Raw genomic sequence first — 19,783 nt, forward strand, 5'->3', positions numbered from 1 at the left:
TACTGTCTCGAGCCTTGAGGCCTTGAACCCCATGCGCACGCTTTTCCTGCAGGCCCCCACCTTCGACGGCTTCGACGGCGGCGCCGGCTCCCGTTACCAGGCCAAGCGCGAGATCAAGTCGTTCTGGTACCCGACCTGGCTCGCCCAGCCGGCAGCCCTGGTGCCGAACTCGAAGCTGATCGACGCGCCGCCCCACAACATCAAGCTCGAAGAGATCGTGGCCCAGGCCAACGACTTCGACCTCGTGGTGCTCCACACCTCGGTCCCGTCCTTCAAGTCCGACGTGAAGACCGTCGAGGCGCTCAAGGCCGCGAACCCCAAGCTGATCGCCGGCCTGATCGGCGCCAAGGTCGCGGTGGATGCCGCCGGCTCCATGGCCCAGGCCCCGTGCATCGATTTCTGCGCCCGCAACGAGTTCGACTTCACCGTCAAGGAAGTCGCCGAGGGCGTGCCGATGTCGGAGATCAAGGGTCTGTCCTATCGTGACGCCAACGGCGTCGTGGTCCACAACGAGGACCGCGAGATCATGACGGACATGGACCAGCTGCCCTTCGTCACGAGCGTGTACAAGCGCGATCTCGAGATGGAGAAGTACTTCATCGGGTACCTGAAGCACCCCTACATCTCGTTCTATTCCGGCCGCGGCTGCAAGAGCCGCTGCACCTTCTGCCTGTGGCCGCAGACCGTCGGCGGGCATACCTACCGCACCCGTTCGGTCGCCCACGTGATCGAAGAGATCAAGTACTGCATGAAGGAATTCCCTCAGACGAAGGAATTCTTCTTCGACGACGACACCTTCACCGACAACCTGCCCCGCGCCGAAGAGATCGCCCGCGAACTCGGCAAGCTCGGCGTGACGTGGTCGTGCAACGCCAAGGCCAACGTACCGCGCGAGACCCTGAAGGTGCTGAAAGAAAACGGCCTGCGCCTGCTGCTGGTCGGCTACGAGTCCGGCAACCAGAAGATCCTGAACAACATCAAGAAGGGCATGCGCGTCGAAGTCGCGGAAAAATTCACCAAGGACTGCCACGACCTCGGCATCGCCATCCACGGCACCTTCATCGTCGGCCTGCCCGGCGAGACCAAGGAGACGATCCAGGAGACGATCGCGTTCGCCAAGCGCATCAACCCGCACACGATCCAGGTCTCGCTGGCCGCGCCGTATCCGGGCACCTTCCTCTACAAGCAGGCGGTGGAGAACGGCTGGCTCGACGTCGAGAATGCCGAGCTGGTCGACGAGAACGGCGTGCAGATCGCCCCGCTGCACTACCCGCACCTGTCGCATTCGGAGATCTTCTCGGCGGTCGAGGAGTTCTACCGGAAGTTCTACTTCCGCGCCCCGAAGATCGCCTCGATCGTCAACGAGATGGTCCGCTCGCCCGAGATGATGAAGCGCCGCCTGCGCGAGGGCGTCGAGTTCTGGCACTTCCTCCGCGACCGCAAGGCCGCCGCGTAACGCCGACGCAGATCCGAGCAAACGATGAAGGCCGGGCGCGAGCCCGGCCTTCATCGTTTCCAGGGCTCCGCCCTGGACCCGCGAGAGGGCTCGCCCTCTCGACACCGAGACAGGGGCAGAGCGTGAAGCGACTGGTCGTCACCGCCGACGATTTCGGCCTGAGCCGCGAGGTCAACGAGGCCGTCGAGCAGACCCATCGCGACGGGATCCTCACTGCCGCGAGCCTGATGGTCTCCGCCCCCGGCGCCGACGACGCGGTAGCCCGCGCGCGCCGGATGTCATCCCTGCGGGTCGGGCTGCACCTCGTGCTGGTCGAGGCCTGGCCGACGCTGCCGGCCGCGGACTTGCCCGACCTCACCGACGCGCAGGGGCTGATGCGGCGCGACATGGAGCGCCTCGGACTCGACCTCGCTCTGAAGGCAGGCACCCGCCGGCAGCTCGCCGCCGAGATCCGGGCCCAGTTCGAAGCCTATCGCGCCACCGGCCTGCCGCTGGATCACGTCAACGCCCATAAGCACTTCCACATCCACCCGCTGATCGCCGGCTTGGTGCTGCGGATCGGCCGCGACTACGGCATGCGGGCGCTGCGGGTGCCGCGCGAGCCGCGCGACCTGCTGCGGCGCGCCGAGCCCGGCTTCCAGCCGAAACCCGCCCTCGACACGGCGCCCTGGGCCGCCCTCCTCGCCGTGCGCGCCCGCCAGGCCGGCCTGCTGATCCCGACCCGGACGCTCGGCCTCGCATGGTCCGGCGCCATGACCCCGGAGCGCGTCACCGCCCTGCTGCGCCACCTGCCGGACGGGCTGACCGAACTCTACACCCACCCGGCGACGGCGGGCGGTTTCCCCGGAGAAGCGCCCGGCTATCTCTACGCGGCCGAGCGGGACGCTCTGATCGCACCGCAGGCGCGGCAAGCCGCCGACCACAGCGGAGCTGCGCGGGGCGGATTCTCGGATTTTCTTTCCTGAGCATCTGCCTTGAGCAGTGGCGCGACGCGATCATCGGCGCTCTCGGGAGCCGCACCGTTCTGTCGCCGCCGGACACCTCGCAGAATCACCCGCGCGGGCGATGATCGGACGCTGATCGAAATCAACGCCGGGTGATGTGCCGGAGGGCATGCTCCGAAGGGCCGGGGCTCGATCTGTCCCTGGGAGCGTCCGGACGGAACGGTGCAGCGGAGGCGGCGACGCCTGCCGCTCGGGCCGGGCGGCGCAAGCAGGTCCGGACGGCGTCGGGTCGCGGCAGATCCGAGAGGAACCGCAGATCCATGAGACGACGTGCCGCCCTCACGGGGCTCGGCATCGCGACGGGCATGGCCGTCGCCCTGACCGGTGCCCCCGCCTCGTCGGCCGGGCTCGATTGCGGGCCGACCTCAGCCCCGCACCCGCAGGCCGACGCCGTCCTGACCCAGGCGATCGTCTCGCCGCAGCTCGACACGAATGCGGGCACGGCGCTCGCGTCGGCGGTCCGGCGTCTCAGGAGCGAGGGCGTGCCGCGCGCGACCATCGTCGATCGCGCCGTCGCCGCCTATTGCCCGCTGGTCGCCCGCGACGGAAGCCTGACGCTCGATCGCCAGCGCGAGGCGATCCGCCGCTTCGCCTCCACACTGACGAGCCTCGTCTACGATACCCCCGAGCCGGGGCAGGGCGAGACTGCGTTCATCCTGAGCCTGCCGGTCAAGCCGGCGCTGTCGCTGCAGATCGAGGCCGCCGCGGCCAAGGCGGGCAAGACCCGCGACGCCTGGATCCTCGAGGCGATTCAGGGGCGCTTGGCGGGCGACTGAAGCCGGACCGCCAAGCGCTTGAGCGGGCGGCTACTTCACCGCCGCGTGCTCGCGGGCGACCTCTCCCGGCTGCCGGCCGGCTTCCTCACCCTCGGGGCGGTTCGCATCCGGCTGCTTCGGCGGCGGTCCGAGGAAGGCCGGCACCACGAAGAACGCCGCGATCAGCGTGAAGAACAGCGAAAGCGCGAGCAGTTCGCCCATGCTGGCGGTGCCGGGATGGCTCGACAGGATCAGCGAGCCGAAGGCCGTACCCGTGGTCATCGCCGAGAAGAAGATCGCTCGCGTCAGGCTGGAGGCCAGCATGTCGACGACGCCGGCGCGCCACGCGATGACGTAGTAGATGTGGAAGGCCACGCCCACCGCCAGCATCAGCGGCAGGGCGATGATGTTGGCGAAGTTCAGCGGCATGCCGATGACCTTGAGCGCCATCAGCGTCCACAGGGTCGCCAGCACCAGCGGGCCGAGCGTCATCGCCACGTCCCAGGGTTTGCGCAGCGCGACCGAGAGCAGGATGAAGATCAGCGCCAGCGCCGTCAGGCCTGCCTGCACGAAGGCGCCGAGGATGGTGTAGCTCGACTCCGTCGTGGCGATCGGCGCGCCGGTGGCGTGGGGATCGACCGTCTGCACCTCCTTGGCGAAGCGGCGCAGCACCTCGTCGTCGTTCGAGTCGCCCTTCGGGTGAACCTCGATGCGCGCGCGGCCGTCGCTCGTCACCCACTCGGCCTTGAGGGGCTTGGGCAGGTTGTCGAGGGTGATCTTGTTCGGATCGAGCAGCCCGGACAGGCGGCTCATCAGCGTCTTGAGGTCGGTGGTGAGCGCGACGCTGGCTGCCTCGCGCTTCTCCGCCGGGGCGGCGGCGAGGGTGTCGAGGGTCCCCGACAGACGGTCCGCCGCCCTGGCGCCGGCCGAATCACCGTTCGCGATGGTCTTCAGCGCCGCGGCGGTCTCTTTCAGCGCCTTGACGTTCTCCGCATCCGTCGGCGGCGGCGGCTTGCGCGCCGGGTTGAGAGCTGGCGCGAGGAGCTGCGCCGTCTCTTGGATGGTGGCGAGCTTCTGGTCCTGATCGCGGGGCACGAAGGTGTCGATCGAGATCACCTTGGCGACCGCCTCGAGCCCTTCCAGGCGCTTGGTCAGTTCGGGAACCGCATCGACGTTCGGGGCCAGCACGTCGATCGAGTTGGGGCTCGTCGCCGGGTCCTTGATCAGGTCGAGATAGGTCGCGATCGATTCCACCTTCGGGCTGCGAAGGTGCATCGGGTTGGAATCGAACGGCAGCTTCAGCAGCAGCGGAATGCCGGCGACCGTGATCAGGCCGACGAAGATCAGCACCCACTTGCGGTGCTCGATGATCCAGTGATCGACCCCCGCCATCCACGTCGTCTCGACCGCCCGCTTCTCGCCGCGCGGGTTGAACACCGCGATCAGGGCCGGGAGCAGGGTGAGCGAGAACAGATAGGCCACGATCATGCCGACGCCGGCGATGAGGCCGAGCTCGGACACGCCGCGGAACTTCGTCGGCAGGAAGGCGAAGAAGCCGGCGAGCAGCGAGACCGCCGCCAGGGTCAGCGACCAGCCGACGCCGCGCGCCGCGCCGCGCAAGGCGGCATCGACATTGCCGAGCTCGTACCGGTCCGCCCGGTAGCGCACGGCGAACTGGATGCCGAAATCGATGCCGAGCCCCACGAATAGGGCGGCGAAGGCCACCGAGATCGGGTTCAGCTCGCCCACCATGAGGAGCCCCAGTGCCGCCGTGACGACGAGGCCCGAGAAGGTGGTGATCAGCACCGCGACGACGAGCGGGCCGGAGCGCAGGGCCAGCCACAGGAACAGGACGATGGCGGCGGTGGTCAGCGAGTAGTTCAGGAAGGCGTCGTCGGCGAGGGTGGCGAACTCGTCGTCGGCCACCGCCACCGGGCCGGTCAGGCGGATGCGCAGGCCGTGGGCGGCGTCGATGTTCTGCTCGGCGGCGACGCGGCGGATCAGCTTGGTCGCCTCGCGCCCCGGCTCAAGGGCGTTGTAGTCGAGCACCGGCTGGATCATCACGAACTTGCGGGTGTCCGTGGTCTCGCTGCGCCCGCCCGCGAGCAGGGTCTGCCACGACATGCGCGCGCGCTGGCCGTCGAGCACCTTGCGCAGGGTCTCGTCGATCTGCGTCATCGGCTGGGCGAGGTCGTCGAGCTTGGCGTCGCCGCTCTTCACGCCCTTCACGCCGAGATTGAGCACCCGCATCACGCCGCGCAGCGACGGGTCGGCGGCCAGCGGCCCGAGGAGGCCCTGTTGCTCGATCAGGCGCTGGGTTGTCTGCTCCAGTTCCTCCTGCGACATCAGGAGGAGGCCGTTGCGGTCGAAGAACGGACCGCCGTCGGGGCGGTACACGGTCTCGATCTCGGAGCGGTGCGTCTTGAGCGCCTCGGCGAACCGCGCCGCCGCCTCCTCGGCGATCTCCGGCGTCTGCCCGTCGATGACGGCGGCGACGAGGTTCGTCCGCTGCGGGAACGCCTTCTCGAAGGCGATCTCGTCCTGGCGCCAGGGAACACTCGGCTCGATCAGCCGCTCGACGTCGGTGTTGATGCGGAACAGGTGGGCGGCGGCGCCCGCGCCCGCGACCGTGAGGAGCGCCGCGGCCACCAGTACCAGCCAGCGGCGCCTGACGGAAAACGCGACGAGACGTTCGATCACGTAAAACCCTGCCTGCCTAACGATCCGGCCTGTCCCCGCGTGACGACGGGCCGGGACGCCTCGGTCCCGTCCTCCCCGCGACACTGGACGCGGCATCCTCAGCAGGCGGCGACGCGCCGAATCGATCCTCGTTCATGGCCCGCGGGACGTGACCCTCGCGAGCGGGAAACCCGGATGGGACGCACCTGTCGGCAGCCCCTTGTCCAGCGGACGGCGAATGCGCGGGGAGACGCGAACCGACTCCACGGCGATCATTCGTGTCGTTGGCGCGCTACCTACTTGTCCCGGCGAGGGAATGCAACGCGCCCCGGCAAACCGGTCCGTCGCGGCGACGACGGTGCGATTGCGCACTGCAACCGGATTGCGCGAGGATATCGCTTCGCTCAAGCGTTCCGGATACGATTGGGACGAGGCGGATGCCCTGACGATGGAGTCGGGCCGGGCGGCACGGATCTCGGGAGCCGGCACGAACCCTGCACGAGAAATCGTGAACTCGTTGCATCCCGTGCGGTTTGCCTTGCACGAGAAAAGGTCAAAAATCCGCCGCAGAAGGCGGAAATCAGAAGATCATCCCGTTGCCGGATCGCACGTCCGCGGGCTTCGTCCCCGAAGCTTGCGGCCGGCCGCGACACCGGTACGCCACACTCCCTCGAAATCGCGCCTGACAAGCGCCCCTTGGGAACAGTTCCAGCCTAATGCGCTGGAATTCCTGTCCTTCTCACGCTAAGCAGCCCGGCTAAGTCCGGAACCACAGCATCTAAGGAGCCGCGTCTTGGGAATCCCCATACGGTACGTCGCGAAGATCGGCGGCTACATCCTCAAGCAGCACATCACGGGGCGGAAACGCTACCCGCTCGTCATGATGATGGAGCCGCTGTTCCGCTGCAATCTCGCTTGTGCCGGTTGCGGAAAGATCGACTACCCCGACGAGATCCTGAACAAGCGCCTGCCGGTGGACGAGGCGCTCGAATCCGTGCGCGAGTGCGGCGCACCCGTGGTGGTGATCGCCGGCGGCGAGCCGCTTCTCCACAAGGATCTGCCGCAGATCGTGGAGGGCATCATCGCGCAGAAGAAGTTCGCGATCGTCTGCACCAACGCGCTGCTCCTTGAGAAGAAGATCAAGGACTACAAGCCGAGCCCCTATTTCACGTGGTCGATCCATCTCGACGGCGACAAGGAGATGCACGACCAGTCGGTGTGCCAGCGCGGCGTCTACGACAAGGCGGTCGCGGCCATCGCCAAGGCCAAGGAGATGGGCTTCCGGGTCACCATCAACTGCACCTTCTTCAACAACTCCTCGGCCGACAAGATCGCCGACTTCTTCGATTCGGTGACCCGCATGGGCATCGACGGCATCACCGTCTCGCCCGGCTACGCCTACGAGCGCGCCCCGGACCAGAAGCACTTCCTCAACCGCAAGGCGACGAAGGAGCTGTTCCGCGGCGTGTTCCGCCACGGCAAGGAGAAGGGCCGCGAGAAGTGGACCTTCCAGCAGTCGGGCCTGTTCCTCGACTTCCTGGCCGGCAACCAGTCCTACCACTGCACCCCGTGGGGCAACCCGACCCGCACCGTGTTCGGCTGGCAGAAGCCCTGCTACCTGCTCGGTGAGGGCTACGCGGCCACCTTCAAGGAGCTGATGGAGGAGACCGACTGGGACGCCTACGGCACCGGCAACTACGAGAAGTGCGCCGACTGCATGGTCCACTCGGGCTACGAGGCCTCCTCGGTGGTCGATTCGGTCAAGAAGCCGTGGAAGCCGCTCGTTCACGCGATCCGCGGCATCAAGACCGAGGGCGACATGGCGCCGGAGATCTCGCTCGAAAACCAGCGCCCGGCCGAGTTCGTGTTCTCGCGCAACGTCGCCCAGAAGCTGTCCGAGATCAAAGCCTCGGGCGTCGACACCAAGCAGGAAGCCCGCAAGCGCACCGCCGCCTGATCCCGGCTCTCCATCGCATGCAAGAAGACCCGCGCGGTACCGGCCGCGCGGGTCTTCTCGTTTCCGGATCCGCGCTCGGTGACGAGGCGGCCGTTCACGCCACCCCGAGACCGGGCCCGAGCCGGCCACGGCAGCGGGCGAGCGCCGCGAAGGCCACAGAGGAATCGCGGCCGAGCCGAATCAGCTCGCCGATCCGGGCGCGACCGCGCAGCAGCGCGCCGAGCACCGCGCGGATGTCCGGCTCGCCCTCCGGCGTCAGGGCCGCCGCCGCGAAGGCGGGAAGGGCGCGCTGTGCCGGATCGCAGACCACGCGAAGCGCCGCGAAGGGGAGGGCGTGGCGGGCCGCATAGGCGGCGGCCACGTGCGATTCCATGTCGACTGCCAGGGCGCCGGTGCGCGCGTGCAGCTTCGCCTTGTCGGCCACGGTCATGACCGCGACGTCAGAGCCCGCGAGGCCGCCGGCGACGACGCGGCCCGGCACTCCGTTCAAGGCCACGGACAGGCGGCGGGCGATCTCGGGATCGGCCGGAAAACGCGCCTGCGCATCGAGATGTGTGGCGACGACGAGGTCACCCGGCTTCAGGGCGGGATCGAGGCCGCCGGCGATCCCGAAGCTGACGATCGCGCGCAGGCCGTGGGCAGGTCGTCCGTCGAGCGCGAGCCTCAGCCGCGCGGGATTGCCGCCGGCCTGGATCGTCTCGACACCCGGCCCGGCGGCGATGCGGGCCTCGCGGGCAAGGCCCACCACCGCCAGAACCGTGCCGCCCTCCATCGCCGCGCCGGATCAGCGCGTGACGGTGTAGAGCGAGGCGCCCGCGGCGACCGGCGCCGTCACGGTGGAGAACACGCTCAGCACCTTGCCCAGCTCCGCGAACGGCGCGCTCGACACGTAGACGAGGTCGCGGTTGCGCATGCGGAAGCTCTGCGACAGGAACAGGCCCTGCGGGTCGCGCAGGTTGACCCGGTACACCACCGGCACCTGCGGCGAGGCAAGGAGCGGCGAGTTCGGCCGCAGCCGCCGCACCACCGCCGCCGGCTCGTAGCGGAAGAGGAACACGCCTTCCGGATCGGCCTGGGTCTCGCGCAGACCAGAGGCGCGGGCCAGCGCCTGCGACAGCGTCAGCCCGTCGGCCGAGAACGGCACCTCGGTGGTGGCGCCGAGCGCACCCACCGCCAGGAAGGTCTGCGGGTCGCGCACCAGCGTCAGCGTGTCGTTCGGGCGCACGAAGATGTTCTCGCGCGGATTGGCGACCACGGTGCTCATCGGCACGGTGACGGTGCGGTTGCCGCGCGACAGCCGCACGAAGGTCTCGGCCACCGGCGTGCGCACGCCGCCGGCCTGGGCGATGACGTCGAGCAGGCGGTCGCCGCGGCCCGAGAGCGGCACGCGCATGCCGGTGGCCGCCTCGCCGGTGACGGTGACCGACTGCGAGACCGGCTTGGTGACGGAGACGAGCACCTGCGGCTGGATCGCCTTGCCGGCGAGTTCGGTCTCGATCAGCGCCTGGACGTCCTGGGTGCGGCGGCCGACGACCTTGATGCGGCCGGCGTAAGGAACGGTGATGCCGCCGTCGGGCCCGACCACCTGCTCGGGAATCATCGCGGACTTGGAGCCGGCGGAGAAGCGATCGGCCACCAGCGGGCCCGAGAACAGGCCGCCGGAGCCGGCTTCCCAGACCTGGACCGCCACGTAGTCGCCGACGCCGATCACCGGCTCCAGGGCCGGCCGGTTGTCGCCGAAGGTGACGAGGAGGCTGTCGAGGGGGCGGGTGCGCAGGGCCTCGACGATGGCAGGGGTGACGTCGATGATCTCGTAGCGGGCGAACAGGCCCTCGGCGGTGGCGATGTCGGCGCCGCTCTCGATCGCCGAGGTGGTCGGCCCCGCGGCCGGCAGGATCGAGCACCCCGACACCGCCGTGGCGGCGAGGAGGGCAATGGCTAGAGCGCGCATTCAGATCGCCTGGCGGTTTCTCTCATCGGGTGGGTAGCCGAAAGCGGCCAAGCTGTCCGTGGCGAGGCCGCCACACCGGGCGAGGGAGCACGGAACGCGTCGGTCTTTCCCCGGTGCTCACACTTCTCCCACCCTCGCCGGACGCCGTGTCCTGGTCCCGCGAGGATGGTCCTGCGGCCGCCGTCCGCTAACTGTCCGGTCCCGGCCAAGCCGGCACCGGCCGGCCCGCGGGTGGGTCGAGGCGCCCGGCACAGGATCCCATCGCTCCTCCACGGGGCCGGACGGGGAGCCGGACAAGGAGCCGGATGACCGACCCTCGACCCAATGCCCCAACCGTCCTCGTCGTGATGGGCGTCTCCGGCTCCGGCAAGAGCACGGTGGCCGCGCTGCTCGCCGAAAGGCTCGGCTGGACCTTCGCCGACGGCGACGATTTTCACACGCCGGACAGCATCGCCCGCATGCGCGAAGGCCACCCCCTCGACGATGCGGCGCGTCAGCCCTGGCTCGAACGCATCCGCGCCTGGATCGATGGGCGGCTCGCGGCCGGAGAGAGCGCCGTCGTCGCCTGCTCCGCCCTCAAACGCGCCTATCGCCGAACCCTGATCCACGGGAACGCTCAGGTCCGCCTCGTCTTCCTGGAGGGGAGCCGGGACACCATCCAGAGCCGGGTTCGGGGGCGCCACGCGCACTTCATGCCGGCGACCCTCCTCGACAGCCAGTTTGCCGCCCTCGAACCGCCGGGACCGGACGAGGCCCCGATTACCGTCGGCATCGAGGAGAGCCCCGACGCCATCGTCGCGGCGGTCGCCGCGCGGCTCGACATCCCGGCCGACGACGTCTGCGGCTAGGGGAGCTCACAGGAGAGCCCATGGACATCGCCCTCGTCGTCTCCGACGTCGACGGAACGCTGGTCACCGACGACAAGCAGCTCACACCGGCCGCCGTCGCGGCGGTGCGGCGGCTCGGCGCAGCGGGCATCGGCTTCACCCTGGCCTCCAGCCGGCCGCCGGTCGGCCTGCGCCACCTGGCGACGGCGCTTGACCTCAAGCTGCCGATGGGCGCGTTCAACGGAAGCACCCTGTGCACGCCTGACCTCCGGTCGCTTTCGGAGGAACTGATTCCCGAGACGGTCGCCCGCGAGGCGGCCGCGCGCCTCGACGCGGCCGGCATCGATCTCTGGGTCTTCGCCGACGGCGCCTGGAACCTGCGCGACGACCAGGCCCCCTACACCGACCTCGAACGCCGCACCCTCCAGACCGAGCCGAGGGTCGTGCCGGACCTGTCGCCCCTGCTCGGGCGCGCGGCCAAGATCGTCGGCGTGAGCCGCGACCATGCCGGGCTCGCGCGGCTTGAGCGGGCGCTCGCGGCGGGTCTGGACGGGCGGGCCGCCGTGCATTGCTCGCAGCCCTACTACCTCGACGTGACGCCGCCCGGCCTCGACAAGGGCAGCTTCGTCGCCGATCTCGGGCGGCAGCTCGGCATCCCGCGGGAGCGAATCGCCACGCTGGGAGACGCGGCCAACGACATCGCCCTGTTCCGGGAGAGCGGGTTGTCGATCGCCATGGGCAATGCCGCCCCCGCCGTGCAGCGGGCGGCCTCGGCGGTGACCCGGAGCAACAACGAGGACGGATTCGCCCGCGCGATCAACCGGTTCGTGTTCGGCGACACCTGAGGTTCGCGCCCGCCATCGCCGCGGCCACCTGTGCCCCTTCTGCGACAGGGGCGGGTCCGCGCGCTCCGGCATCCGCAGGGATTTCCCCGGGCTCCACGTTCCCGCCTCATTTGGCCCCGACCCAGGCGAGACAAACTGAGCCGTAACGAGCGATCCTCGCGAGGCTCCGCGAACGCCGCCCTCCGATCGGAGCGTGCGACCGGTCGGCCGGAGACCTGAGCGAGGCGCCCAAAACGACCGGGTCTCCTATGCGCCTTCTCCTCGCCGCCCTGCTTGCCGCCGCTCCGGCGTCGGCCTTCGCTCAAGAGGCGGCGCGGGACAACATCGATGCGCTGATCGCCGAGCAGGCCCGCGCCAACAAGGTGCCCGAGGCGTTCGTGCATCGCGTGGTCAAGCGGGAGAGCAACTACAACGCCCGCGCCAAGGGCGGCTCGGCGCTCGGCCTGATGCAGATCAAGCACGCCACGGCGCGGGGCCTCGGCTATACCGGCGACGCGGCCGGGCTGTTCGATCCCGAGACCAACCTGAAATACGGCATTGCCTATCTCGCCGGCGCCTACCGCGCCGCGAAGGGCGATCTGGAACAGGCCTACCGCTACTACAACCGCGGCTACTACTACGCCGCCAAGCGCCTCGGGATCGATGCCACGCCGCCCGACGACGCGGGCACGACGACCGTCGCCGCCGCGCCGCCCGCCAGCCCGACCGCCCGCTCCGCCAACGGCTTCGACGGCCTGTTCGCCCTGCGCGGCAGCGCATCGGGGAGCGCATCGGGCAGCGCGCCGGCCGGGGGCGTTCAGCAGGCGCTGGCCTACGCCGCGCCGGGTCCGGGGCCGACCGACGCCGTCGAGGTGCCGCTGCCGCCGCGCCGCCCCGCCGCCCTTTCCGGCAGCGCCGAACCGGTACAGGTGGCGAGCCTCGCGCAACCGGCGGCCGCGCAGCTGCAGGCCGCGGTTCAAGCCGCCGCCCCGGCTCAACCCGCTCCGCAAGGCACGGCCGCGCCGCAAGTGGTCGCCGCCATGTCCGACGCCGTCGAGGTGCCGCTGCCGCCGCGCCGCCCCTCCGAAATCGTGCTCGCGGCGATCGCCCGCCCGCACGTCGCGGTGGCCCGCAGGACCGCCGAGCCGGCTCCGATCCTGGAGGCTTCGGCCGCTCCCGGCACGCCGTGAATCCAGCGCACATCAGCCGCCTGTCCATAGCCGAACCGGCACTCTAGCCAGTCGCCCTTCCTGCGGTTATACAGCCGGCCTCGAATCTCCGTTATTCAACGCGGTGCCATCGGCGATCCTCCGATCAGGAGGATGGGCCTTGGGCGCCCTTTTTGCCTGAGGTACACTCCCATGGCCGTTCCGAAGCGAAAGACCTCCCCCTCCCGCCGCGGCATGCGCCGCTCCGCCGACGCCCTCAAGGCCCCGACCTATGTCGAGGACAAGGATTCGGGCGAGCTGCGCCGCCCGCACCACATCGACCTGAAGACCGGCATGTATCGCGGCCGTCAGGTGTTGAAGGTGAAGTCCGCCGAGGCGTGATGATTGTGGGCCGCCGGCGCGTCCGGCGGTCGCCATCTGACGGTCAGAACCGTCGTCCGGAGGCCGCGGCCCGTGCGTAGAGCGCGGCCGCGGCCTTCGTGCGTTCAGGGCGGGCCGGGCGTAGGGTGGGATCGGCGCTGACGATCAGCTGTGTCAGGAAGCCCGCCATCGGGCGGCCGCCCCGGAGGCGGGGCCCGGCGCCGCTGCAGGATCCGGCCACGAGGGCGCGCGAGGAAGCCTCCGGGCCGGCGACGCGGCCCTGATCGGCACAATCGGTCTCGGAACGGTCCATCTCGCGCCACGCCTCCGGCCTCGCACGGATTCGCGTGCAAGGCCGGGGCCGACGTTAACCGGATCTTAACGATCTGTCTCGGGCCATCCGACGCGGCCGACGGGACACGGGGAGCGCATCCGCTTGGCCGGAACTGTGCTCGGCGGCAGAGCAGAGCGAGAAGCCCGAGAGAGCCCAAGGATGGATTCGAGCGTCTGCGGGCGCGGCCGCCGGTGCTCGAAGCCAAACAAAAACAGGGTCATCGCCCGCGAGCGATGACCCTGGGGAAGACCGGCTCGCGGCTCGAGAGCTACTTGCGCGCCAGCGATTCCAGACGGGCCTGCATCTCCGCCATCTGCTTCTTCAATTCGTCGAGGTCGCTCGCCCCGGCGGGGGCGACGGGAGCCGGGGCGGACGGCGATGCCGGTGCCGGCACCGCGCTCGACGGCGGGGCAGGGGGCCCGAAGCCGCCGGTGAACATCTTCATCGCGTCGCCGAAGAAGGTCATGTTGGCCCGCACCTGCTCCTGCAGCGCCTGCTGGAAGGCGGAGGGGCCGAAGCTCTGGGCCATCTTCTCGCGCAGGCCGTCCTGGTCCTTGGCGAAGTTCGCCATGGAGAATTCGAGGAAGCTCGGCACCATCGTGCGCATGCTGTCGCCGTAGAAGCGGATCAGCTGCCGCAGGAAGGCGACCGGCAGCAGGTTGTCCTCGCCGGCCTTGTTCTCCTGCTCGAAGATGATCTGCGTCAGGACCGAGCGCGTGATGTCGTCGCCCGAGCGCGCATCGTAGACGATGAAGTCCTCGCCGTTCTGCACCATCGTCGCGAGGTCTTCGAGCGTGACGTAGGTGGATGTGCCGGTGTGGTAGAGCCGGCGATTGGCGTACTTCTTGATGACGGTCTGATGCGCCCTGCCGTTCTCGGCCATCGTTGCGACACCTCCCGCTTCGGTCATGAGTCTGCGCAAAGCTCAACGCTCCGCCATGATCGGCTGCCCGCCTGCGCAGGCCGGGTTCTGCATTCTTCAGAGCCGACCTTAAGGCTTTCGCGACGCGGCGAAAACAGCAATTTATCTCTGTCCCCGCAGAATCCGGCTGTGCCAGTGCGATGCCGACGCGACGTTCGAGCCATCTTGTCCGAAAGCACGCTTGACTTCGCCAGTCCTGCGCTCTTCATCCGGAGAACGGCAGGTCGCGCACTGGACATTCTGGTCTACCAAATATCGCGCCGCCGAACGAGGAGAACGTCACGATGGCAGCCAGCGAAGATATCGTCATTGTCGGGGCGGCGCGCACGCCGGTGGGCTCGTTCGCCGGCGCCTTCGGCTCCGTGCCGGCGCATGAACTCGGCGCGGTGGCGATCAAGGCCGCGCTGGAGCGCGCGGGCGTCTCGCCCGACGACGTGGACGAGGTGATCTTCGGCCAGGTGCTCACGGCGGCCGCCGGGCAGAACCCGGCGCGTCAGGCCGCTATCGCCGCCGGCATCCCGGAGAAGGCCACCGCCTGGGGTCTCAACCAGGTCTGCGGCTCGGGGCTTCGCACCGTCGCCGTCGGCATGCAGCAGATCGCCAACGGCGACGCCAAGGTGATCGTGGCCGGCGGCCAGGAATCGATGTCGCTCGCCCCCCACGCGCAGTACCTGCGCGGCGGCCAGAAGATGGGCGACCTCAAGCTCGTCGACACCATGATCAAGGACGGCCTGTGGGACGCCTTCAACGGCTACCACATGGGTCAGACCGCCGAGAACGTGGCCCAGGCCTTCCAGCTCACCCGTGAGCAGCAGGACCAGTTCGCGGTACGCTCGCAGAACAAGGCCGAGGCCGCCCGCAAGGAGGGCCGGTTCAAGGAGGAGATCGTCCCGGTCACGGTGAAGGGCAAGAAGGGCGACACGGTCGTCGATACCGACGAGTACATCCGCGACGGCGCCACCGTCGAGGCGATGGCCAAGCTCAAGCCCGCCTTCGCCAAGGACGGCACCGTGACCGCCGCCAACGCCTCGGGCCTCAACGACGGCGCCGCCGCGCTGGTGCTGATGTCGGCCTCGGAAGCCGAGCGCCGGGGCGTCAAGCCGCTGGCCCGGATCGTCTCCTGGGCGACTGCGGGCGTCGATCCGAAGGTGATGGGCACCGGCCCGATCCCGGCCTCGCGCAAGGCCCTGGACAAAGCCGGCTGGAAGCCCGCCGACCTCGACCTGATCGAGGCCAACGAGGCCTTCGCCGCCCAGGCTCTCGCCGTGAACAAGGACATGGGCTGGGACGACGAGAAGGTGAACGTCAATGGCGGTGCCATCGCCATCGGCCACCCAATCGGAGCCTCGGGCGCCCGGGTCCTCATCACGCTGCTGCACGAGTTGAAGCGCCGCGACGCCAAGAAGGGCCTCGCCACGCTGTGCATCGGCGGCGGCATGGGCGTCGCGATGTGCGTCGAGCGGGTCTGAGCGACCGGGCGCGGAGGGGAGGGCGGCCCTTGCCCTCCCACTCCCGACTTCAAGCCGAATTTGACGAAAACGGCTTGATGGTTTGTGAAATTTAAATGCGATGCGGGCCTGTCATCGTCCGGCTACACAAGCGGGGATGACAGGCCGCGCCCCGGACGGGCCATGACAGGATCGGTGACCTGTCGACCACAAGCCTAGCGGGTGTTTCGCAAAGCGGCTTAACAATAACCCGATACGGGAAAACGGAGGAAATCATGGCTCAGGAACGCGTCGCCCTCGTCACGGGCGGAACGCGCGGCATCGGCGCCGCGATCTCGAAGCGCCTCAAGGACAAGGGCTACAAGGTCGCCGCCAATTACGGCGGCAACGACGAGGCCGCCAACGCCTTCAAGTCCGAGACCGGCATCCCGGTGTTCAAGTTCGACGTCGGCGACCTCGCGAGCTGCGAGTCCGGCATCAAGGCGATCGAGGCCGAGGTCGGGCCGATCGACATCCTGGTGAACAATGCCGGCATCACCCGCGACGGCGCCTTCCACAAGATGACCTTCGAGAAGTGGCAAGCGGTCATCAAGACCAACCTCGACTCGATGTTCACCTGCACCCGCCCGCTGATCGAGGGTATGCGCTCGCGCAATTTCGGGCGCATCATCATCATCTCGTCGATCAACGGCCAGAAAGGCCAGGCCGGCCAGACCAACTACTCGGCGGCCAAGGCCGGCGTGATCGGCTTCGCCAAGGCGCTGGCGCAGGAGAGCGCCTCCAAGGGCGTCACCGTCAACGTCGTGGCCCCCGGCTACATCGCCACCGAGATGGTGATGGCCGTGGCCGAGGACATCCGCAACAAGATCATCTCGACGATCCCGACGGGCCGCCTCGGCGAGGCCGACGAGATCGCCCACGCGGTCGAGTATCTCGCCAGCGACGAGGCCGGTTTCGTCACCGGCTCGACCCTGACGATCAACGGCGGCCAGCACTTCGTCTGATCGAAGCCGTCCGTCCGAACGCTCCGGAGGCCGCCGGTCCGCTCCACGGGCCGGCGGTCTTCGCCGTTTCTCGGGCGCCGTTTTCCGGGCAACGTGCTCGCCTGCCCGAAAAAAATACTTTATGCCGCATCCCCAACTCCCTGCCCACTTCCCTGCCACTTCCAATCGATGAACCGGCTGTGCTGCGCCTCGCGCTGATCCTGCGGCGGAACCTGCCCCGGCTGGCGGGGCTCGCGACCATCCCGCTGATCCGGGCGGTGTTCCTGCTGGCGCGGATGCTCGGCACCGACCGGGCGAGCGCGGCCGGCGGCCGGCTCGCGCGGCTCGTCGGCCCGTTCCTGCCCTCGCACCGCACGGCGATGGCCAACCTCCGCGCGGCCTATCCCAAGGAGGACGAGGCACGGCTACGGAGAATCGCGCTGGAGGCCTGGGACAATCTCGGGCGTACCGGCGCCGAATACGCCCATCTCGACACGATCTTCGACTACGACCCGGAAAATCTCGCGACCCAGCGCATGGAGGTGCGGGGGCTGGAGCAGTTCTTCGCGATCCGCGACGACGGCCGGCCGGGGCTGATCTTCTCGGCCCACCTCGCCAATTGGGAGTTGCCGGCGATCTGCGCCGAAAAGTTCGGGCTGGAGACCACCGCGGTGTTCCGGCCGCCGAACAACCCGGCCGCTGCCCAGCTCGTGCAGGAGGTGCGCCGCAAGACCATGGGGGGGCTCGCCGCCTCCGGACCCGGCGCCGTCTTCGCCATGCAGGGCGTGGTGGAGCGCGGCGGCCATCTCGGCCAGCTCATCGACCAGCACTTCACCCGCGGCGTCGTGGTTCAGTTCTTCGGCCGGCCGGTGCTGGTCAACCCGCTGCTCGGCAAGCTCGCCCGCCATCACGATTGCCCGGTCCACGGCGCGCGGGTGGTGCGCAAGCCCGGCGGGCGCTTCCTCCTCGAACTGACGCCGCCCCTCGACCTGCCCCGCGGCCCCGACGGGCTGATCGAGGTTCAGGGCGCGATGCAGGCGATGACGCGCGTGATCGAGGGATGGGTGCGCGAGCATCCCGGCCAGTGGCTGTGGATGCACCGCCGCTGGCGGCCCAACATGCTGCCGAAGGGAACGCTGCCGGTGCAGCCCGCCGGGGACGTGCGGAGCACCTGATCCCGGCGGACGGCGAATTTACAAAAAATCAGTCGGCCCACTCGCCGCGGCGCATCACCGGCACCGCCTCGCCGGAGGCGGTGAGGCCGTCCACGTCGATCTCGGCCGAGCCGATCATCCAGTCGATATGGATCAGGCTGCGGTTGGCGCCGCGCTCGGCGAGATCCGCCTCGCTCAGCCCCTCGCCGCCGTTGCGGAAGCACTTCGAGTAGGCCTGCCCCAGGGCGATGTGGCTCGCCGCGTTCTCGTCGTAGAGCGTGTTGTAGAACAGCAGGCCCGAGGCCGAGATCGCCGAGGAGGCGGGCACCAGCGCCACCTCGCCGAGGCGGGCGGCGCCCTCGTCGGTGTCGAGCACCTTGGCGAGCACGTCGCTGCCGGTGCGCGCCTTCGCCTCGACGATGCGGCCTTCCGAGAAGCGCACGCGGATGTCGTCGATCAGAGTGCCCTGGTAGGAGAGCGGCTTGGTGCTGGCGACATAACCCTCGACCCGCAGGCGGTGAGGCGTGGTGAACACCTCCTCGGTCGGGATGTTGGCGTTGCAGACGACGCCGTTCTTGGCGGTCGTGGCGCCGCCGCACCATTCGTGGTCGTCGGCCAAGCCCACCGTCAGGTCGGTGCCGGGACCGCGGAAGCGCAGGGCAGAGAAGCGCGAGCTGTTGAGCCGCTCGGTGCGGCGGGCGAGGTCGCGGTTGTGTTCGCCCCAGGCGGCGACGGGGTCGGGTCCGTCGATGCGCGAGGCGGAGAACACCGCGTCCCAGAGGCGGGCGACGGCCTCGTCCTCGGGCAGATCGGGGAAGACCGTGCGGGCCCACGGCTTGGTCGCCGCAGAGACGATGGTCCAGTTGGTGGAGAAGCCCGCGATCAGCTCCAGCGCTGGCACGTAGGCCTGGGAGCGCGAGCGGTTGGCGCGGGCGACCTTGGCCGGATCCTGGCCCGCCAGCAGGGACGGGTCGTCGCCGGAGATGGCGAGCCGGGCCGCCCCGCCGCGATAGGCGTCGGCCATGCCGGCATAGAGCCAGCCGGCCGCCTTGTCGAAGGCCTCGTCCGGCGCGTGGGCGAAGCGGGCAAGCGTCGCGGCGTCGTCCGCGTAGAAGGTGGTGACCAGGGAAGCGCCGGCCTTGTAGGCGTGCTCGGTGATGGCGCGGGCCAGCGGCACCGCTTCGAGCGGCGCCGTCATCACCAGTTCCTGCCCCGGCTGCAGCCCGAGGCCGACCCGCACGGCGACCTCTGCCAGCCGGTCGAGGCGCTCGGTGAAGGGGAGGGCGGCCGTTCCCGGCATCTGGCTCATGGGGTGATCTCCACGCTGTCCCGCCGCGCGCGATCGCCCCGGCTCGATCCGGGTGTCAGACCCTGACGCGGCTCAGGCCGCGCGCGACCACGTGATCTCGCCCAGATTCTCGCGGAAGGCAAAGCGCAGGAGGTGGTCGGAGACCACATTCTCCAACCGTGTCAGGCCGGCCGGGTCGGGGGTGGCGACCTGCATCAGCAGGGCGTCGGAGCTCGCCTCGAAGGTGCAGATGCGGTCCTCACCGAACGGAACCCGTCCCTTGTCGCCGGTCTCCTCGACGGGGAACTTGTGGCTCCAGTGGCGGCAGAGCTGCTTGAGGTAGCGGCTGGCTTCCGCAGTGGGCACCCGGGCCTGCGAGATAGGCATAATGGTCTCCTTCAAGTTCGGTGCGGGCGGGAAAGCGCGAAGGGCGCACCGCGAACCCCGCTTCGGATGAGCGGCCCCCGCCTTCCGCCGCTGCGGCGCAACGCCTTCCGAAGAGGCAGCGCCGCAATGCAGCATATGGGACGAGGGGGTAAAATCGTCATGCGACAAAACCGAGGCGGGGCCCGCCATCCGCGGCCGTCGCAGAGGGCAGTGGAGGGCGATTGTCGTGTCACAAGGGTTAACGATTCGATCATCCGGCGTGCGATTCCAGTTGCGCGCGAGGCG

Annotated in this window: 18 protein-coding genes; 11 read left to right on the forward strand and 7 right to left on the reverse strand. The window is 69.4% G+C overall.

Features of this window, described 5'->3' with window-relative positions:
- Window positions 1-31 precede the first annotated feature (31 nt).
- The 3 genes from hpnJ to MPPM_RS18495 all read left to right on the forward strand — a co-directional run bounded on the left by hpnJ (window position 32) and on the right by MPPM_RS18495 (window position 3,236).
- Window positions 32-1,456, forward strand: coding sequence for a hopanoid biosynthesis associated radical SAM protein HpnJ (hpnJ, locus tag MPPM_RS18485; RefSeq protein WP_096486318.1), 1,425 nt, complete (start codon window positions 32-34; stop codon window positions 1,454-1,456).
- 122 nt (window positions 1,457-1,578) lie between these two features.
- Window positions 1,579-2,421, forward strand: a complete 843-nt coding sequence (gene hpnK, locus MPPM_RS18490) for a hopanoid biosynthesis-associated protein HpnK (RefSeq protein ID WP_096486319.1) — start codon at window positions 1,579-1,581, stop codon at window positions 2,419-2,421.
- A gap of 299 nt (window positions 2,422-2,720) precedes the next feature.
- Entirely contained in the window at window positions 2,721-3,236 is a 516-nt protein-coding gene (locus tag MPPM_RS18495; protein ID WP_096486320.1) for a hypothetical protein, read from the forward strand.
- Window positions 3,237-3,266: 30 nt separating this feature from the next.
- On the opposite strand, the gene hpnN is transcribed toward MPPM_RS18495, so the two are convergent.
- The gene (gene hpnN, locus MPPM_RS18500) at window positions 3,267-5,915 is read right to left on the reverse strand and encodes a hopanoid transporter HpnN (protein ID WP_096486321.1); all 2,649 of its coding nucleotides are present in this window, start codon (window positions 5,913-5,915) and stop codon (window positions 3,267-3,269) included.
- Between the two features lie 772 nt (window positions 5,916-6,687).
- Between hpnN and hpnH the strand changes: the two genes are divergently transcribed.
- Complete coding sequence (hpnH, locus tag MPPM_RS18505) at window positions 6,688-7,851, forward strand: adenosyl-hopene transferase HpnH (RefSeq protein ID WP_096486322.1); 1,164 nt, start codon at window positions 6,688-6,690, stop codon at window positions 7,849-7,851.
- A 94-nt stretch (window positions 7,852-7,945) separates the two neighbouring features.
- On the opposite strand, the gene MPPM_RS18510 is transcribed toward hpnH, so the two are convergent.
- A complete protein-coding gene (locus MPPM_RS18510) occupies window positions 7,946-8,623 on the reverse strand; it encodes a phosphorylase (RefSeq protein WP_096486323.1) in 678 nt (225 codons plus the stop codon).
- Window positions 8,624-8,635: 12 nt separating this feature from the next.
- Window positions 8,636-9,802, reverse strand: a complete 1,167-nt coding sequence (locus tag MPPM_RS18515; protein ID WP_096486324.1) for a polysaccharide biosynthesis/export family protein — start codon at window positions 9,800-9,802, stop codon at window positions 8,636-8,638.
- 305 nt (window positions 9,803-10,107) lie between these two features.
- Here MPPM_RS18515 and MPPM_RS18520 point away from each other — a divergent pair, with 305 nt between their 5' ends.
- The 4 genes from MPPM_RS18520 to rpmF all read left to right on the forward strand — a co-directional run bounded on the left by MPPM_RS18520 (window position 10,108) and on the right by rpmF (window position 13,003).
- Window positions 10,108-10,650: a gluconokinase gene (locus tag MPPM_RS18520; protein WP_096486325.1), complete on the forward strand. Its 543-nt coding sequence runs from the start codon at window positions 10,108-10,110 to the stop codon at window positions 10,648-10,650.
- Window positions 10,651-10,670: 20 nt separating this feature from the next.
- On the forward strand, window positions 10,671-11,474 hold the full coding sequence (locus MPPM_RS18525) for a Cof-type HAD-IIB family hydrolase (RefSeq protein WP_096486326.1): 804 nt from the start codon (window positions 10,671-10,673) through the stop codon (window positions 11,472-11,474).
- A gap of 248 nt (window positions 11,475-11,722) precedes the next feature.
- On the forward strand, window positions 11,723-12,643 hold the full coding sequence (locus MPPM_RS18530; protein WP_096486327.1) for a transglycosylase SLT domain-containing protein: 921 nt from the start codon (window positions 11,723-11,725) through the stop codon (window positions 12,641-12,643).
- Between the two features lie 171 nt (window positions 12,644-12,814).
- The gene (gene rpmF, locus MPPM_RS18535) at window positions 12,815-13,003 is read left to right on the forward strand and encodes a 50S ribosomal protein L32 (RefSeq protein WP_003601373.1); all 189 of its coding nucleotides are present in this window, start codon (window positions 12,815-12,817) and stop codon (window positions 13,001-13,003) included.
- A 43-nt stretch (window positions 13,004-13,046) separates the two neighbouring features.
- On the opposite strand, the gene MPPM_RS18540 is transcribed toward rpmF, so the two are convergent.
- Together MPPM_RS18540 and phaR are read right to left on the reverse strand one after the other, a co-directional pair.
- A complete protein-coding gene (locus MPPM_RS18540) occupies window positions 13,047-13,295 on the reverse strand; it encodes a hypothetical protein (protein WP_096486328.1) in 249 nt (82 codons plus the stop codon).
- A gap of 289 nt (window positions 13,296-13,584) precedes the next feature.
- A complete protein-coding gene (gene phaR / locus MPPM_RS18545) occupies window positions 13,585-14,199 on the reverse strand; it encodes a polyhydroxyalkanoate synthesis repressor PhaR (RefSeq protein ID WP_096486329.1) in 615 nt (204 codons plus the stop codon).
- 323 nt (window positions 14,200-14,522) lie between these two features.
- Between phaR and MPPM_RS18550 the strand changes: the two genes are divergently transcribed.
- From MPPM_RS18550 to MPPM_RS18560, 3 genes are all read left to right on the forward strand, one after another.
- Window positions 14,523-15,707: an acetyl-CoA C-acetyltransferase gene (locus MPPM_RS18550; protein ID WP_096486330.1), complete on the forward strand. Its 1,185-nt coding sequence runs from the start codon at window positions 14,523-14,525 to the stop codon at window positions 15,705-15,707.
- Between the two features lie 254 nt (window positions 15,708-15,961).
- Window positions 15,962-16,690: an acetoacetyl-CoA reductase gene (gene phbB / locus MPPM_RS18555; protein WP_096486331.1), complete on the forward strand. Its 729-nt coding sequence runs from the start codon at window positions 15,962-15,964 to the stop codon at window positions 16,688-16,690.
- 179 nt (window positions 16,691-16,869) lie between these two features.
- Window positions 16,870-17,844, forward strand: a complete 975-nt coding sequence (locus tag MPPM_RS18560) for a lipid A biosynthesis lauroyl acyltransferase (protein WP_096486332.1) — start codon at window positions 16,870-16,872, stop codon at window positions 17,842-17,844.
- Window positions 17,845-17,872: 28 nt separating this feature from the next.
- On the opposite strand, the gene MPPM_RS18565 is transcribed toward MPPM_RS18560, so the two are convergent.
- Together MPPM_RS18565 and MPPM_RS18570 are read right to left on the reverse strand one after the other, a co-directional pair.
- Window positions 17,873-19,132, reverse strand: coding sequence for an aminopeptidase (locus MPPM_RS18565; protein WP_096486333.1), 1,260 nt, complete (start codon window positions 19,130-19,132; stop codon window positions 17,873-17,875).
- Window positions 19,133-19,204: 72 nt separating this feature from the next.
- Window positions 19,205-19,498, reverse strand: coding sequence for a DUF2218 domain-containing protein (locus tag MPPM_RS18570; RefSeq protein ID WP_012455535.1), 294 nt, complete (start codon window positions 19,496-19,498; stop codon window positions 19,205-19,207).
- Between the last annotated feature and the right edge of the window lie 285 nt (window positions 19,499-19,783).

The organism is Methylorubrum populi, from assembly GCF_002355515.1.
Taxonomy (GTDB): domain Bacteria; phylum Pseudomonadota; class Alphaproteobacteria; order Rhizobiales; family Beijerinckiaceae; genus Methylobacterium; species Methylobacterium populi_A.